This window comes from Tumebacillus lipolyticus, from assembly GCF_042682745.1.
Classification (GTDB): Bacteria; Bacillota; Bacilli; order Tumebacillales; family Tumebacillaceae; genus Tumebacillus_A; species Tumebacillus_A lipolyticus.
In genome coordinates this window covers 187,906-203,066 of sequence record NZ_JBHUIO010000011.1, presented here as the reverse complement: position 1 = coordinate 203,066, position 15,161 = coordinate 187,906, and the positions used below count along the sequence as shown (strand labels likewise).

The following is a 15,161-nucleotide window of genomic DNA, read 5'->3' as shown; positions in this document are numbered from 1 at the left end:
AAACAGAGTGATCACGACGAACGAGATGATCATGATCACCACCGTCAAGGCGAACGAGATCAACAGCTCGACCAGCAGCGGTCCGAAGAACGCGACTTTGCCGGAGACGCCAAACACTTGCTTCAGGAAGTACACGCGCAACAGATACATGTATATCAACCCTAAGAACACGAGAAAGACCAAGAAGAAGGACGGGCTGAGCGGTGCGGCCAAGACGCTTAAAACGGCGCTTGGATAGTAGGTGAACGGGTACAATCGCTTCAGCATCTCCCACTTGGCTTTTCGTTCTTGCGGGTCGAGGGGGAGTCTGTCGGCGGCGAACATCAACAGGCCAAGCCTTGAGGTGAGCACGAACAAAAAGCGCTGCAGGAAATATTGAAGAGGTGGCAACAGCAGCACGCCGAGCCACTTGTAGATCCCCAATGTTTTTTCCAGATACGGTTCGGTGGCAAAATAGAATGCCAGGTTGATCATCAGCAGCACGATCACGACGTTGACAAGGCGGCTTGCCAAATCGAAGTTCGGTTTTTGCAAGATCTTGTGGAGCGTTTCTTGAGGGCGGAACAGCAGTCCCCCGAGTAATGACAACAAGTGAAGTTCCTCCTATCTGCGTCTCTCTCTGCTAAGTATAGCGCAAAAAACAGAACCCGGCATCAGATGCCGGGTCGATTTTTCCAGCGGATCAGCCGCCCTCGAACAGTTCGAGCTCGCGGTTGAGCTGTTCGACAAACAGGCCAGCGTCGGTGACCACGCCGATCGTCTGGGTCGAGCCGCGATCGCTCAGCTTGGCGACGACCGCCGGGTTGATGTCGACACAGATCGTTCGGCAGGTGGCAGGGATCATGTTGGCGGTGCCGATCGCATGCAACATGGTCGAGATGATGATCACCATGTCGGTGTTTTGCACGAGCTGTGAATAGCGATCCTGTGCCCGCTCCAAGTCCATATCCGTATCGGGCAGCGGGCCGTCGTCGCGGATTGAGCCGGCGAGCACGAAGGGGACGCCGTGCTCGACCAGCGTGTACATGATGCCTGAGCGCAGCTCGCCGGCACGGACGGCGTTTTCGATCGAGCCGTGGAAGCGCATCCGGTTGATCGCCGACAGATGGTGGCGATGGCCTCCGGGCACCACATCTGCCGTCTGCGTGTTCACGCCGAGCGATGTGTTGTACAGCGCGTTTTCAATATCGTGCGTCGCCAGCGCATTGCCGGAAAGCAGAGCTTGTACATATCCTTTCTCGACCAGTCCGCAAAAGGGGGTCATACCTCCCGTATGGACGATGCCAGGACCTGCGACAAACACGATGCGCCCTCCGGCATCGCGAATCTGTTTCATCTCGCTTGCGATCCTGCGGATGATCACCGGATTTTGCCGTTCGGAAGACACCTCCCCCTGCATGAAGCCAAACTCCTCTTCGCTTTTGACGGGCAGGTCGAGCAGAGCGATGCGCACACCGCTATGGCCGACGACCACCTCTTCTCCGGCGACGACCTTGCGCATCAGGTTGCAAAACGGGGTGCCATCTTTCTCAAAGGTGATCACGCCATCCATGCGGAGGCGTTGCACCGGAACCCACTCACCCGCTCTGAAGATGAAGGTCGGCTTGTTGGAGGTGGAGTGAAACTCATCGGGCACCACGCCGTCCTTTGGCGCTGGCTTGGTGATCAGCTCGGTCGAGTGAATGCGGATACAGCCTTGCTCGACAAAGAGCGCGCTCACGCGCTCGATCTGCTCCGGTCGCAGATAGACAGAAAAGCGAATCGGCTTGGTGCTGTGCAGTTCGAAGTGGGAATCCTCGCGAGCTGCGAGATCTTCCAGCTCGACAAGAGTCGGGGTTTGCCCGTGCAATTCAAACAGCTCCTGTATGTACATAGGTTCGAACCCTCCTTGAATGGATGCGTTTCTGATCAGAACCGGCTCTCGCGATAAAAGAAATTCCTTCCGGATGCACAGCAGTTTTTGCCGCTGGCAGGTGATTTGCAGATTTTGTCGAATACCCTCCAGAAATGAAGACAGGAAGTCGAGGGTGAGCAGCAGATGCATATGACCGCGACCAGCGCTCTGCAACCTGGAGCGATCTTAGCAAAGCCGATCTACAGCAGCAATGGCAACGTCTTGCTTGCCGCTGGCAAAGAGCTGAGCGCAGCGATGATTCAGCGACTTCTCGACCTGAACGTTTCGCAAGTGTACATCGACGATCCCCGCACGAGCGATCTGATCATCGAGGATGCGATCTCCGAACAGACGCGCGCGCGGGCGATGAAGGTGGTCTACGAGACCTTTTCGCAGATGATCGAGTCGCGCAAATGGGTGCGCTCGATCGCCAACCCGCGCTTAGGCCGGGAGTTTCGCGGCGTGTTTGAAGACATTCTGTATGATCTGCAATCGAAAAAACAGGTGATGTTGCAGTTGACAGGCATCTACACGACCGACAATTACCTGTACAGCCATTCGGTAAATGTTGGGATCTACTCGGCTGCTCTCGGCATGGCGGTCGGCCTGAAGCGCGATGAGCTGATCGACCTGGGGATCGGCGCCATCCTGCACGATATCGGCAAGACGATGGTGCCGATGGAGATCTTGCTCAAGCCGGGGAGATTGACCGAAGAGGAATATGCGACGATGAAACAGCACGCTTTCTTCGGCTATGAACTGTTAAAAGATCATGCGGACATTCCGCTGATCTCCGCCCACTGCGCCTTGCAACATCATGAGCGGCTCGATGGTTCCGGCTATCCCCGCGGTCTGGTCGGCGACCAGATTCACCTCTACGGGCAGATCGTCGGGATTGCAGACGTGTACGATGCGCTCACATCCAATCGCATCTATCGCAAAGCGTATCTGCCCCACGAAGCGCTGGAGATCCTCTTCGCATCGACCGGGCAATTCGATTCGGATCTGATTCGCAAGTTTCGCGACAATGTGGCGCTGTACCCGCTCGGCTTGACGGTGACGTTGAACAACGGAGAGCTGGCTGTCGTCGTCGACATCAACACCAGATTTCCGCATCGCCCCATCCTGCGCGTCTTGAAGGATGCGGACGGCACAGAGCTGACAGCGCCGCGCGAAGTGGATCTCTCGCAGGATCTGACCCTGATGATCGTGGAGTGCGAGGAAATTTTGTAACAGACCGTTTGTGACAGACCATTTGTAACAGATCGAGCAGCGCACTTATTCTTCTATCTTTCTCCGTTTTTTTATTTTGATGACGAGCGGATCATATCCGGTCGGACGTATCAGCGTGGCTTGCTCCTGCCCTTGCAGGAGCTTTTCCACTTCTTGGGTCGCTCCAGCGCGCGCCATTTCAAACCAGGCGTAGAGCGGATTTTGCGTCCCGTAGTAGATGCGCTGGCGAACGCGACGAAACGGCCAGAGCTCGCAGCCGTTTAAGCGGACAGACGAGTCGGCAAGCTCCGCCTCGTCGATCTTCCAACTGCCGCCGAGCAGTCTGAGCGTCGTCTCGCCGAGGTAAGCGCCAGCAGACAGGACGAGCGTCTCGTCCGGCTTCTCCCCAGGCTGGCTGACCAGCGAGATCAATTTGTCCACCTGTTTCAAGCTGTCTTCGCTGTAGTCGAGCAGGAACGCATCGCTGACCTGCCCCCGGAATATTTCGGCTATATCTTGAAAAACTGTCGAAGTCGTCATCAAATCAGTCCTTTCTTTCCAACCATTGTCTGTAGTCTATCATATCATCTGTGGGAAGCTCATCTTTACAAACCGGGGCGATACGAGTAAGTTAGTGGGTAGAAATTTGTCGAAGAGAGGATGCTCCCCTTGTTTAAACTGCGCGACAACCCTTATGTGCGCTATCCGTCCCCGTGGGACGCATACGCGACACTTCCATTTGCGGTGCCGATCTCCGAAGCGCTTGCCAAGACGAAGATCACACCGAACCAGATCACGCTGATTTCTTTTTTCATCGCACTGATCGCAGTGTGGTGTTTCTTCTTGGGCACGCCGTGGATGCTGGTGCTCGGCGGCTTGCTCTACCAGCTCTCCTACATCTTGGACTGCTGTGACGGCTATGTCGCACGCAAGAAGAAGCTGTCCTCCAACTTCGGGTTTTGGCTCGATCACATCTTGGATGAGCTGAAGCTCGCTCTGCTGGTCATCGCGCTGGTCTACGGACAGCAGCGCCTGCAGCAGATCGACGGCTGGCTGCTCACCGCTTCCTGGGTGATGGCCGCTCTGTACGTCTACACGAGAGCGTTTGCCAAAGGCGATCTGCTGATCAAGGAGACGATCGAGCGCAGCAAGAGCGCAGATAGCGATGCTACGAAGGCGGAGCAGCAAGCGGATCAGTCCGAGCCGATCATCATCAACGGCATGGTGATGACCCCCTTCCAAGCTCGCCTGTATCGGAAGTTTATGATCGTCACTCCTTTTTCGGTCATCGAGAGCCAAGCGATCATCTTCTGCCTGCTGCCGATTCTGCAAGTTCCGATCGCAGGTCTGTTCGTGACGCTCGTGCTGACGCTGCTCTGGCACCTGCTGTTTGACGTCTATCGATATTGGAAGCGAGCAGGTTGGCGCTAAGCGCACCTGCAACCACCAGCAACCCCCTTTGGGTTTACTCAAAGGGGGTTTTTTCTGTCATATTCACCAGTGAGGTGAACTATTGATTAGGGGAAGAAGACTGAGTTTGCTGGAAGGGGGAAGCTCTTGTGAAACGCATCAACCTCGACGATGTCTCCCAACTGCAAGCGCACGATGCGGCCGATATGCTCGGCGCGATCTACAAGCTGCCCGAGCAGATGGAACTGGCGCTCGATCTGATGAAGCGCACCGCCGTTTCGCTCGACCGTTCTCGGGTGAAGACGATCCTGATCACGGGGCTTGGCGGTTCGGCAGTCGGTGGCGATCTGCTGCGCACCTATGTGGGCGACACGTGTCCGGTGCCGATCTTGGTCAATCGAGGGTACACGATGCCCTCCTATGTGGGCGACGACACCTGGGTGATCGCGATCTCCTACTCGGGCAACACGGAGGAGACGCTGTCCGCCTATGAGGAGGCGAAAGCGCGGGGCGCACAGCTGACTGCGATCACCTCCGGCGGGGAGCTGGCAGAGCGAGCGCGGCGGGATGGAGTTCCGCTGGTGAGCGTGCCGAGCGGTCTGCAGCCGAGAGCGGCGGTCGGTCATCTGTTCGTTCCGCTGCTCTCGCTTGTGCAGAAATCCGGTCTCGTCGCGGAGCGTGTGGAGGAGATGGAGGAGACGCTGCAGCTGCTGCGCGATATGCGCGATGAGCTCGCCCCGACCGCGCAGACTGCGCACAACCTCGCCAAGCAGATCGCCTTGCGCCTGCATGGCAAGATTCCCCTGATTCACAGTTCGACCGGGTTGACCGAAGCGATCGCCTATCGGTGGAAGACGCAGATCAACGAAAACGCGCAGACGCTCGCTTTTGCCCACAGCTATCCTGAGCTCAACCACAATGAGATCGTCGGCTTTGATGTGCCGAGCGAGCTGATCGAACGGGTAGAGGTGATCGCGCTGTCCTCCACCTTCGATCATCCGCGCGTGCAGAAGCGGATCAGCATCACGATGAGCGAGGTGCTGGCCGATGCGCGCTGCGGTCGTTCACAGTTGGCTGCGCGCGGCGAGAGCGCGCTGGCACAGATGTTTTCCCTGCTGTTGATCGGCGACTACGCGTCCGCCTATCTGGCTGTTCTGTACGGGCTCGATCCGACGCCGGTCGTCAAGATCGAACAGCTGAAAAAAAGGCTGGCCGACTGATCGCGAAGCTCAGTGCAGAGCGGAACTGCGATCGCGCGACCCATGTGCGAGCGCGATGCGGAATCATCCGCTTCGAGACTGGAGCGGCGCGTGCGGCAAAAGAGAAAGTGACTGCATGAGAATCGGTGCCTCAACCAACCCTAACGGTGGATTCGATTGTGAAATCCACCGTTTTTATATTGGCAAAAGGGGCTGGATGTGGCGATGTCGCTGTTTCGCACGAAAAGCATCGAGGAATTGATCCGAACCGCAAATGAGGGACGAACCTTAAAAAAGACGCTGCGCACTTGGGATCTGACGATGTTAGGCATCGGCGCGATCATCGGGACGGGGATCTTTGTGCTGACCGGGGAGGCTGCGCTCACAGCAGGGCCTGCTCTGGTCATCTCCTTTTTGCTCTCCGGTGTCGCCTGCGCCTTCGCGGCGCTCTGCTACGCAGAATTCGCCTCCTTGGTGCCCGTCTCCGGCTCGGTTTACACGTATAGCTATGCGACGCTCGGCGAATTTATCGCTTGGCTGATCGGCTGGGATATGATCTTAGAATATGCGCTGGCCACATCGGCAGTCTCCGCCGGGTGGTCCGGGTATGCGCAATCGTTGCTGAAAGGGTTTGGCGTGGAGATTCCAACGGCGTTTCAGGCGGCGCCTGGCGCGATCTCCGGCGTGACCACCTACTTCAACCTGCCCGCCTTCTTGATCGTCATCGCTGTCACCACGCTGCTCTCAGTCGGCATCAAAGAGTCGACGCGCGTCAACAACATCATGGTGGTGATCAAAGTGGCGGTGGTGTTGCTGTTCATCGCGGTGGGTGTCAGCTATGTCAGACCGGTCAACTGGCAGCCGTTCATGCCGTTTGGCTGGAAAGGTGTGGTCGAGGCGGCAGCGCTCGTCTTTTTTGCCTATATCGGGTTTGACGCGGTGGCGTCAGCAGCGGAGGAGGCGCGCGATCCGCGTCGGGATCTGCCCCGCGGGATCATCTATTCATTGCTGGTCTGCACCTTGCTCTACGTGGTCGTATCGAGCGTGATGACCGGAATCGTCGAGTATCCGCAGTTTGAAGGTGTGGCGCATCCGGTGTCGCTCGCCTTGCAGGTGGCAGGTCAAGACTGGGTGGCCGGCTTTATCGATCTCGGCGCGATCCTCGGCATGACGACCGTGCTGATCGTCATGACCTACGGGCAGACGCGAATCTTTTTTGCGATGTCTCGCGATGGGCTGCTGCCGAAGATGTTTTCCAGCGTTCACCCTAAGTTTCAGACGCCGGTTCGCTCCACGTGGCTGGTCGGCATCATCTCGTCGCTCGTCGGTGGTTTCATCCCGCTCGGGCAACTTGCCGAGCTCGCGAACATCGGCACGCTGTCTGCGTTCACCTTGGTCTCCGTCGCTGTCTTGGTGTTGCGGAAAACGCAGCCCGATCTGCCGCGCGTCTTTTCTGTGCCGGGAGTTCCCTATGTGCCGCTCTTGTCGATCCTCTTCTGTCTGACCTTGATGACTCAGCTGGCGGCGATGACCTGGTATGCGTTCATCATCTGGATCGGGATCGGTCTGCTCGTCTATTTCCTCTACTCGCGCCATCATTCGGTGCTCCATGAAAAATAGAACGCGGGCATGCAGGTGATACTACGGGAGAACTGATCTTGAGGGTAAAGAGGTGTCGTGATGAGCAGAACCAGATGGGTTGCACTGGCGCTTACGGTCGCGCTGCTGTCTGGCGCGACGACCGCTTGCAGCATCTTGCGAACTCCTTACGAGCGGCAAAAGATTCAGGAAAAGGGCGGCTCGCTGAAGAAAAAGGCGGCAGCAGAGGCGGAGAAGGAAAAAGAAAGCGGAAAGGGTGGGGGAAAGCAAGCGGGCAAACCGATCGAAAACATGATGATCGCCCGGGAGAAAAAAGAGGGTGAACAGAAAATTCACCCAGGCCGTGCTGAAAGCAAAGGGGAAAAAAAGGAGCGCGTCAAGGGGCAAGGGTTGATCTACATCTTGCCAAAGGCGACCAAAGAAAAGATTCAGGCAGATATTCGGAAAGCGCAGCGAGCCGGACAGCGCAATCGACCTGTCCAAGAGGTGCAACAGGGAGCGAAGATCGCCGCCGAAAAAGGGCGGCAGGCGGAGATCGTGCCGCAACTGCGCTACAGCCCGGAGCTGTCAGCAGCCGTCTCGCAGCTGGAGGGGGTAGCTTCGGCGACCGTGCTTGTCGATGCGAAGAACAAAGCGTTCGTGGCGCTGCATGGGCAGAAAAAAACGGCAAGCGGGGACAAGCAGGAGCAGAAGGCGGTCGAGGGGTTGCAGGTGAAGGTGGAAGGCGAGATCCCGCAGGCGATGCCCGAGCGGATCGCCAAGAAGTTGCACGCGCTCGACGCGAACATCGAGGTCGTGCACATCACGGCGAACACCGAGCATGTGAAGAGCTTCCAACGCTATTCCGGTCAGGCGAAGAAAGGCGAAGTCAACGAAGGCGTTCATGCGCTGGCCGATCATATTCAAGACATCTGGAAATGAGAAAAGGTCGTGTCCATTTCGACACGACCTTTTTGCTGCGAATTGAAACGCTTGCTGCGAATTGAAACGCAAGGGTGGGGAAGCTCTTCCTCATTTGGCGTCTTCCTCGCCGAGGACGCCCTTCATCGATTCTCGGAACTCGCGCAACCCTTTGCCGATGCCTCGCCCAAGCTCTGGGAGTTTTTTCGGACCGAACAGGATCAAGGCGATGATGAGAATCAAGAGAAAGCCCGGTGCGCCAATATTGCTCAACATCTCGCTCACCTCCGCAGGCAGATTTCACTTTAGCCTGTGCGATCAGGTGGCGGGATATGCGAAAGTGCGCACCATCGACACAAATTCGGCGGTCGCTCGCGACTGAAAGCGCCCGATGCGCTCCAAGACGGACAGCGGGCGCAGATAGCAAAAGCCTGCGAGGTGCAGGCGAGTCAGCGCGCCGTAGCCGATCTCGCGCCGCACGCACCACTTGGAGAGGATCGACAGGCCCATGCCCGCCTCCACCGTCTCCTTGATGCCTTGCGTGCTGCCGATCGTGATCACCTTGCGCGGCTCGATGCCGAGCTGGTGCAAAAACTCTTCCGATGTCGCTCGCGTGCCCGAGCCGGCCTCGCGCAGGATGAACGTCTCCTCGGCCAACCGCGCTGCGCTGATCTCGGTGCAGGTGGCGAGCGGGTGGCCAGGCGAGGCGAGCAATACCACCTCATCGTCCAGATAGGGGGTCAGCGTCAGGTGGCGGTGGCGCAATTGACCTTCTACGACGCCGACGTCGATCTGCGCGTTGAGCATCATCTCGCCGATCTCCTCCGTGTTGGCGATCAACAGGTTGAGCGCAACGTCGGGGAAGCGCCTGGTAAACTCGGCCAGCACATGGGGCAGGATGTACTCGCCGATCGTCAGCGTGGCACCGATCGTCAGCGTCCCGGTCACGCGCCCGATCAGGTCGTCGATCGCTCCTTTGCTGAGCGCTGATAGATCGAGGATCTGCTTGGCATAAGGGAGCAGAGCCTCCCCTGCCGCCGTCAGATCGACGCGCTTGCTCGTGCGCTCAAACAGCTTCGTTCCATAATAATCTTCCAATGTATGAATCTGCTGCGAGATCGCCGGCTGGGTCAGACAGAGCGCTTCTGCTGCCCGCGAAAAGCTCTTCTTCTCCGCGACGGTCGCAAACACTTGCAGGTGCGTGTTGATCACAAAAAGGCCCCCTTTTGGTCCTCTGCCCCTATTGTACCAGAGATTTCGAGGGGGAATGAATCCGCCTCCGTGCAAACTAACCTTGCAAGCTAAGGAGAAGGAGGAGTTGAACGCATGAAAAAGTGGATCAAGACGACCGTAGCTGCACTGCTGATGGCCTCAACTTTTGCCATGCCGTCCGCTCAGTCGACCGCCGGAGCGGAAGCGGCCGTCTCCTACACCGTACAGCGGGGGGACAGCGTCTGGAAGATCGCCGTCAAGTATCAGATCGGCGTCTCCGACATCGTCGGCGCGAACAAGCTGAAAAATCCAAGCTTGATCTACCCGGGGCAAAAGCTGATCATCCCGCGGCTCGACCCGAAGGTCGTGCAGTTCCAAGAGCGCGTCGTGCAGCTGACCAACGCGGAGCGCGCCAAGAGCGGCCTGCGCCCGCTGAAGATGAACTGGGAGCTGCAGCGGTGCGCGCGGGTCAAATCGGAAGACATGCGCAGCCGCAACTATTTTGCGCACAATTCCCCGACCTACGGGTCACCCTTTACGATGATGAAGAGCTTCGGCATTCAATACTCCACCGCAGGTGAGAACATCGCAGCCGGCCAGCAAACGCCAGAATCGGTCGTAGCATCGTGGATGAAAAGCCCGGGGCACCGAGCGAACATCCTCAAGGCAGAATTTACGGAGATCGGGTGTGGGGTCGCCTTTGGCGGTTCGTACAGCGTGTATTGGACACAGCAGTTTATCAGACGGTAGACAGGTGCGCCAAATTCGGAAGCCAGCCGGTGATTCCCCGGTTGGCTTTTGCTGTGCTACTATGAAAACACAACGCAATTCGAGAGGAGCCGACAGATGGCAATCGAAACGGAAGTAAAGTTTCGCATGGAGCGAGCATCTTGGGAGCAGATCAAAGATGATTTTGATCGACTGTACCAACTTGACCATACGGAAGAGCAGTCCAATCAATATTTCAATACGAAGGGCGGCGAGCTCGATCGCCTCCGCATCGGCTTGCGCCTGCGGGTCGTCAAGGGGCGCTCGATCGTCAACATCAAGCGGGACACGAAGGAGTCGCACAAGCGGCAAGAGGTGGAGGAGGTCTATCCAGGCACGCTGCTGGCGCTGCCAGAGCACAGCCCGATCTTGCAAAGCCTGCTCGCGGAGATCGGCTGCAGCTACGGGGAGATCGTGGCTTCTGTCGCGATGCACACCGAGCGCCACGTGTATATGATTGAAGAGAAGACGGTCAAAATCGAAGTGTGTTTTGACGATGTGACCATCACCGGAAACGGCCAAGAGCATCCGCTGCATGAGGTGGAATTCGAGCTGATCGAAGGGGAGGAAGATCGCCTGTTGGAACTTGCGGAAGAGTTTCGGAGCAAGTACGGTGCGCTTGTCGAACAGAGCTCCGTCTCCAAGCTCGCCTATGCGATCCAACTCGTTTTCAGATAAGGTGTTCTGAGCGCAGAAAAGCGTCCCCAATTGGGGACGCCATGTAATTTCCAGTGTGGAAAGCGAGAAGTTCGGGGACAATTTTCATAGAGCATTCTAGCAAAGGTCGACACCCTTCGACAAGGGCTGACCGCTCATCGCAAATCCGCTATATGATACCACATCTTCGGAATGTTTTGCAATTGTCAGACAATACAATTCATAAAAAAGTAACAAATCTCATTGACGAATGTCACAAATTTGCTAGAATGAGAATCAAGTATGTGAAATTCGACACAATTAGGGTGGGGAATCATGGCGAAAAAAGTCGTAATTTTAGGAGCCGGCTACGCTGGTCTCGTCTGCGCACTGGAATTGAACAAGTTGACAACCGCACAAGAAGCTGAGATTATCCTTGTCAATAAGCATGAGTACCATCAACTGGTCACGCAGTTGCATGAACCGGCTGTCGGTGCGAAAGAAGAGAAAGACGTTACGATCTCGATCAACTCGATCCTCGGCGCGAAGAAGATCAAGTTTGTCAAAGACGTTGTCGTTTCAATCGATAAGACGGCGAAAGAAGTAACGCTTGAAAGCGGCAAGCTGTCCTATGACTATCTCGTCATCGCGCTTGGTTCGGAGACCGAGTATTTCGGGATCCCAGGCTTGAAAGAGTACAGCTACACCTTGAAATCGGTCAATCAGGCCAACCGTATTCGCGAACACATCGAGCAGTGCTTCCAAACATACAATCAGGACAAGAAAGACAGCAAGCTGACCTTTGTGGTCGGCGGTGCAGGCTTTACCGGCATCGAGCTGGTCGGCGAGCTGGCAGACATGTTGCCGCAGCTGGCACAGAAGTACAACGTGCCGAAGGAGAAGGTCAAGCTGCTCAACGTGGAAGCAGCTCCGATGATTCTGCCCGGCTTTGATGAAGGACTGGTCGCGCATGCGAAACAGAGCCTTGAAGGTCGCGGCGTGAAATTTATCATCGGCACTCCTGTCGTTCAGGTCGAGCCGGGCATCGTGCATCTGAAGACTGGCGACACCATCCCGACGGACACGATGATCTGGACGGGCGGCGTGCGCGGCATTCCGATCGTAGCTGAGTCTGGCTTTGAGACCGAACCGCGCGGCCGTGCGAAAGTGGATGAGTACATGCGTGCGCTCGGTGAGGAAGATGTGTGGATCATCGGCGACTCCTGCTTCGTCTTGTCGCCGAACGGTCGCCCTTATCCACCGACTGCGCAGATCTCGACGCAGATGGGCGAAAACGCAGCGGTCAACATCTACGCTTCGATGAAGCACGTGAAGAAAGAGGCGTTCGCTCCAGTATTGCTCGGCGCAGTCGCTTCCTTGGGTCGCAAGAATGCGATCGGCTCGCTCGGCAAGAAGATGAAAGCGACCGGCTGGTTGGCGTATCGCGTCAAAGATGCTTCCAAATATCGCTACTTGGCGAAGATTGGCGCATTGCTCAAGTCGAAATAAAACCGAACAAGCTCTTCCTTCGGGAAGGGCTTTCTTTTCCGAAGGAGTGTGTCCGCATGGCCCAAAACGGCGGAAAGAAGCAAAATGTATATAAGATCGATAATTGGAACCAGATGAACATCCACCAGCACGGGCGCCGCTATGTGGTGTCTGAAATCTCTTCGATCGAAGGGGAGCTGACCTATGATTTCGCCTCTCGCCAAGAGATGCAGCGCTGGGCGGAGCACCGCTTTGCTCCGGCCAATTTTGAATGTACGGAAGAGGAGCGGGCGATCATCCTCGACAAGTTTAAACGCGTCTGATCGATGCGAATGACAGAACCCTGCTTTGGCGACCACGCTGAAGCAGGGTTTTTGCGATTCCAGCGATTGTGGTGTTGATTTGAGCGATCAACGATTATCACCATGTTGAAGTACAAATATTTTAATGTCTCCTTATTGACGATTTGATTTTTGTTCGTGTATTTTGTCAATATGGGGGTTCGAAAGGAGCTTCGTTCGAAGCTCCTACCTCACAATAACGATGTGATCATGTCGGTTAGGAGTTTTGCTGATGCAACCGGAAACCACACCTGTACCCACAGCTCCTAAGTCGCTGCTTCGGGAGCGCAACTTTGTCGCTTTGATCTGTGCGCAGCTCGTCTCAAACGTTGGCGATTTTATGAACAGCTTAACGTTGATCTGGATGATGAACCTGCTGACAGAGGGCAATCCATTTTGGCTGGCGATGGTCGCAGTCGCCCAGCTGCTGCCAAAGATCGTCTTCGGCTCGATCTCAGGCGTGTTGGTCGATCGCTGGAATTCGCTGCGCACGATGCGGATGAGCGATCTGATTTCCGGCGGTCTGGTCGCGGTGCTGGCCGGACTGGCGTTCACCGAGCAGCTGTCACCTGCGCTGCTGATCGTCTTGACCTTGCTGATCTCCAGCGCCACCATCTTTTTCACACCTTCCAAACAGGTGCTTTTGACCGGAATCGTAAAAGGGGAGCAGCTGATGACTGCCAACTCCTATTCGCAGACGGTGCAGACGATCTGCATGCTGGGCGGACCTGTCTTGGCTGGTGTGCTGATCGGGCTGTTCGGACCGTACATCGTGTTCATGCTGGATGCGGCGAGCTTCTTTCTCTCCTTCGTCTTCCTGCTTTTCATCCGCTTCCATGAAGAGAAGAAGCCGGCCGAAAAATTGGACCGCAAGCAGTTCGCCAAGGAGTTTGGCGAAGGGGTTCGCGTGATCAAAGAGATCCGCATCCTGCGCGCTGTGATTCCGATGGCACTGCTCTTGAACTTCCTGTTCGCGCCGCTGAGCCTCTTTTTGACCAAGCTGATCACAGATGTCTATCGCGGTGGAGCGCAAGAGCTCGGCTATCTGGAAGCGGCGGTCGGAGCGGGCATGCTGATCGGTTCGCTGCTGGTCGGCCTGCTGTCGAAAAAGTTCTCGAAGAGCGCGATCTTCTTCTTCGGGCTGTTCGGCACCGGGATCGGCATGCTTGGGCTCAGCTTGAGCACCGCCGTCTGGTTGGGCGCCTTGATGCTCTTCGTCGTGGGAGCGACCAACATCTGCACCAACATCACGTTCAGCACGCTGGTTCAACAGGCGGTGCCGCGCGAGAAGCTCGGTCGCGTCTTCGGTCTGCTGACGACAGGGCTGATGGCCGGCCAACCGCTCTCCAACGTGATCTTCGGGCTCGTCCTCGGTTTTTTCATGATCGGGCAGTTGATGATCGCCATCTCGATCTTGATCTTGGTGGTCACGATCCTGATGGTGCTCAGCAAGCCGTTCCCAAAAGATCTGTAAATCCGCGCTTGCCCATCCCCCTGCTACTGCATGTTTCATATTGTGTTACTACAAGGATGAAACGACCTTAGCAAAGGGGTGAATCAAATGTCTTTCGTTCTGACCGGTTGGATGATGTATACGATGTGGGCGGTGCTCGGGCTGATGACGCTCGACCTGCTGGTCAGCGTGTACACGAATTTGAAGAGCAATTCTTTTACACTTGATCAACTGTCCAACTTCTTAGGCGGGATGCTCACCAGCGTCTTCCCCTTGCTGCTCCTCGCCAATCTCAACCTGACAGACCTCGACCCGACAGGCGGCTGGATCTTGTCTGCGCTGTACTACCTGACTGGGATCGGCGTCATCTGGAAGTATCTGATGAGCATCAAAGGAAAACTCTAACCGTTTTACAAGCGATTGGCACCTTTCCGAAGTTGGGAAAGGTGCTTTTTACATAAAAATTACAGTAAAATAAGACTTTAGTCCCATGAGAAAGACGGTCAAGCGGTGTAGACTGGTAGGTATAAATAAATAGATACTCTTTTCTGACAACTGACTGACCCTGTTGATACGGTCATCGTGTGACCGAACCCTGACGAAGAGTGCCGGTCGTAGCGCGTTCACGGTGCTCGAACAAGGAGGTTGTGTCTATGTTTCAGTGTCCTGCTTGTGGCGAGTTGATGGAGATCTTGACGAACAACCATTGTATCAGACATCACGGCATGACAAAAAAGGAACTGATTGACAACTTCGGGGCCCCCAAATACGTGACCCCCACGATGAGTCGGGAAGTACAAAACTGGATCAAAGAGTCAACCATAATCTCAAAAGTAGACTTCGATGTGGCACAGGCGGCGGCGCGCAACCTCGTCAAGCGCTCCTGACGCGCAGCCGCTTACATAACTTCCCTTGCACCCTTTGAGAGCGTTGCAGGGGATTTTTGCATTGGATAACTTTTCTGGGTACTATATAGTCATGCGGGCAAATATAGTATGCCAGATAGCTCGGAAACGGTGAGTAATCATATCCCGATTGGGAATTCGAAA

Annotated in this window: 17 protein-coding genes; 12 read left to right on the top strand and 5 right to left on the bottom strand. The window is 55.9% G+C overall.

Annotated elements, in window-relative coordinates; all coding sequences use genetic code 11:
- Together ACFSOY_RS17250 and ACFSOY_RS17245 are read right to left on the bottom strand one after the other, a co-directional pair.
- A partial coding sequence (locus ACFSOY_RS17250; RefSeq protein ID WP_386048748.1) for a hypothetical protein occupies positions 1 to 591 on the bottom strand: 591 nt, incomplete at its 3' end.
- 91 nt (positions 592 to 682) lie between these two features.
- Positions 683 to 1,873 carry an ornithine cyclodeaminase, nickel-pincer nucleotide-dependent gene (locus ACFSOY_RS17245; RefSeq protein WP_386048747.1) on the bottom strand — a complete coding sequence of 397 codons (1,191 nt, stop codon included), beginning with the start codon at positions 1,871 to 1,873 and terminating at the stop codon, positions 683 to 685.
- 165 nt (positions 1,874 to 2,038) lie between these two features.
- Here ACFSOY_RS17245 and ACFSOY_RS17240 point away from each other — a divergent pair, with 165 nt between their 5' ends.
- Entirely contained in the window at positions 2,039 to 3,127 is a 1,089-nt protein-coding gene (locus tag ACFSOY_RS17240) for an HD-GYP domain-containing protein (protein WP_386048745.1), read from the top strand.
- A gap of 45 nt (positions 3,128 to 3,172) precedes the next feature.
- On the opposite strand, the gene ACFSOY_RS17235 is transcribed toward ACFSOY_RS17240, so the two are convergent.
- A complete protein-coding gene (locus tag ACFSOY_RS17235; RefSeq protein WP_386048743.1) occupies positions 3,173 to 3,646 on the bottom strand; it encodes a hypothetical protein in 474 nt (157 codons plus the stop codon).
- Positions 3,647 to 3,775: 129 nt separating this feature from the next.
- Here ACFSOY_RS17235 and ACFSOY_RS17230 point away from each other — a divergent pair, with 129 nt between their 5' ends.
- The 4 genes from ACFSOY_RS17230 (at position 3,776) to ACFSOY_RS17215 (ending at position 8,235) form a co-directional block, all read left to right on the top strand.
- Positions 3,776 to 4,537: a CDP-alcohol phosphatidyltransferase family protein gene (locus ACFSOY_RS17230; RefSeq protein WP_386048740.1), complete on the top strand. Its 762-nt coding sequence runs from the start codon at positions 3,776 to 3,778 to the stop codon at positions 4,535 to 4,537.
- A 128-nt stretch (positions 4,538 to 4,665) separates the two neighbouring features.
- Positions 4,666 to 5,736 (top strand): bifunctional phosphoglucose/phosphomannose isomerase, encoded by a 1,071-nt coding sequence (locus ACFSOY_RS17225; RefSeq protein ID WP_386048738.1) that lies wholly within the window; start codon positions 4,666 to 4,668, stop codon positions 5,734 to 5,736.
- 198 nt (positions 5,737 to 5,934) lie between these two features.
- Positions 5,935 to 7,335 (top strand): amino acid permease, encoded by a 1,401-nt coding sequence (locus ACFSOY_RS17220; RefSeq protein ID WP_386048736.1) that lies wholly within the window; start codon positions 5,935 to 5,937, stop codon positions 7,333 to 7,335.
- Between the two features lie 60 nt (positions 7,336 to 7,395).
- The gene (locus ACFSOY_RS17215) at positions 7,396 to 8,235 is read left to right on the top strand and encodes a hypothetical protein (RefSeq protein ID WP_386048734.1); all 840 of its coding nucleotides are present in this window, start codon (positions 7,396 to 7,398) and stop codon (positions 8,233 to 8,235) included.
- Positions 8,236 to 8,325: 90 nt separating this feature from the next.
- Here the strand turns inward: ACFSOY_RS17215 and tatA are convergent, their stop codons facing one another.
- The gene (gene tatA / locus ACFSOY_RS17210; protein WP_386048732.1) at positions 8,326 to 8,490 is read right to left on the bottom strand and encodes a twin-arginine translocase TatA/TatE family subunit; all 165 of its coding nucleotides are present in this window, start codon (positions 8,488 to 8,490) and stop codon (positions 8,326 to 8,328) included.
- A gap of 42 nt (positions 8,491 to 8,532) precedes the next feature.
- Positions 8,533 to 9,426, bottom strand: coding sequence for a LysR family transcriptional regulator (locus ACFSOY_RS17205; RefSeq protein WP_386048730.1), 894 nt, complete (start codon positions 9,424 to 9,426; stop codon positions 8,533 to 8,535).
- Between the two features lie 114 nt (positions 9,427 to 9,540).
- Between ACFSOY_RS17205 and ACFSOY_RS17200 the strand changes: the two genes are divergently transcribed.
- The 7 genes from ACFSOY_RS17200 (at position 9,541) to ACFSOY_RS17170 (ending at position 14,999) form a co-directional block, all read left to right on the top strand.
- Entirely contained in the window at positions 9,541 to 10,176 is a 636-nt protein-coding gene (locus ACFSOY_RS17200) for a CAP domain-containing protein (RefSeq protein WP_386048729.1), read from the top strand.
- A 96-nt stretch (positions 10,177 to 10,272) separates the two neighbouring features.
- Complete coding sequence (locus ACFSOY_RS17195) at positions 10,273 to 10,872, top strand: CYTH domain-containing protein (RefSeq protein ID WP_386048727.1); 600 nt, start codon at positions 10,273 to 10,275, stop codon at positions 10,870 to 10,872.
- A gap of 294 nt (positions 10,873 to 11,166) precedes the next feature.
- Positions 11,167 to 12,339: an NAD(P)/FAD-dependent oxidoreductase gene (locus ACFSOY_RS17190; RefSeq protein ID WP_386048725.1), complete on the top strand. Its 1,173-nt coding sequence runs from the start codon at positions 11,167 to 11,169 to the stop codon at positions 12,337 to 12,339.
- 56 nt (positions 12,340 to 12,395) lie between these two features.
- Positions 12,396 to 12,641, top strand: coding sequence for a hypothetical protein (locus ACFSOY_RS17185; RefSeq protein ID WP_386048723.1), 246 nt, complete (start codon positions 12,396 to 12,398; stop codon positions 12,639 to 12,641).
- Between the two features lie 250 nt (positions 12,642 to 12,891).
- A complete protein-coding gene (locus ACFSOY_RS17180; protein WP_386048721.1) occupies positions 12,892 to 14,133 on the top strand; it encodes an MFS transporter in 1,242 nt (413 codons plus the stop codon).
- Between the two features lie 87 nt (positions 14,134 to 14,220).
- Entirely contained in the window at positions 14,221 to 14,517 is a 297-nt protein-coding gene (locus ACFSOY_RS17175) for a hypothetical protein (RefSeq protein ID WP_386048719.1), read from the top strand.
- Positions 14,518 to 14,765: 248 nt separating this feature from the next.
- Positions 14,766 to 14,999, top strand: a complete 234-nt coding sequence (locus ACFSOY_RS17170) for a hypothetical protein (protein ID WP_386048717.1) — start codon at positions 14,766 to 14,768, stop codon at positions 14,997 to 14,999.
- The last annotated feature ends 162 nt before the right edge of the window (positions 15,000 to 15,161 follow it).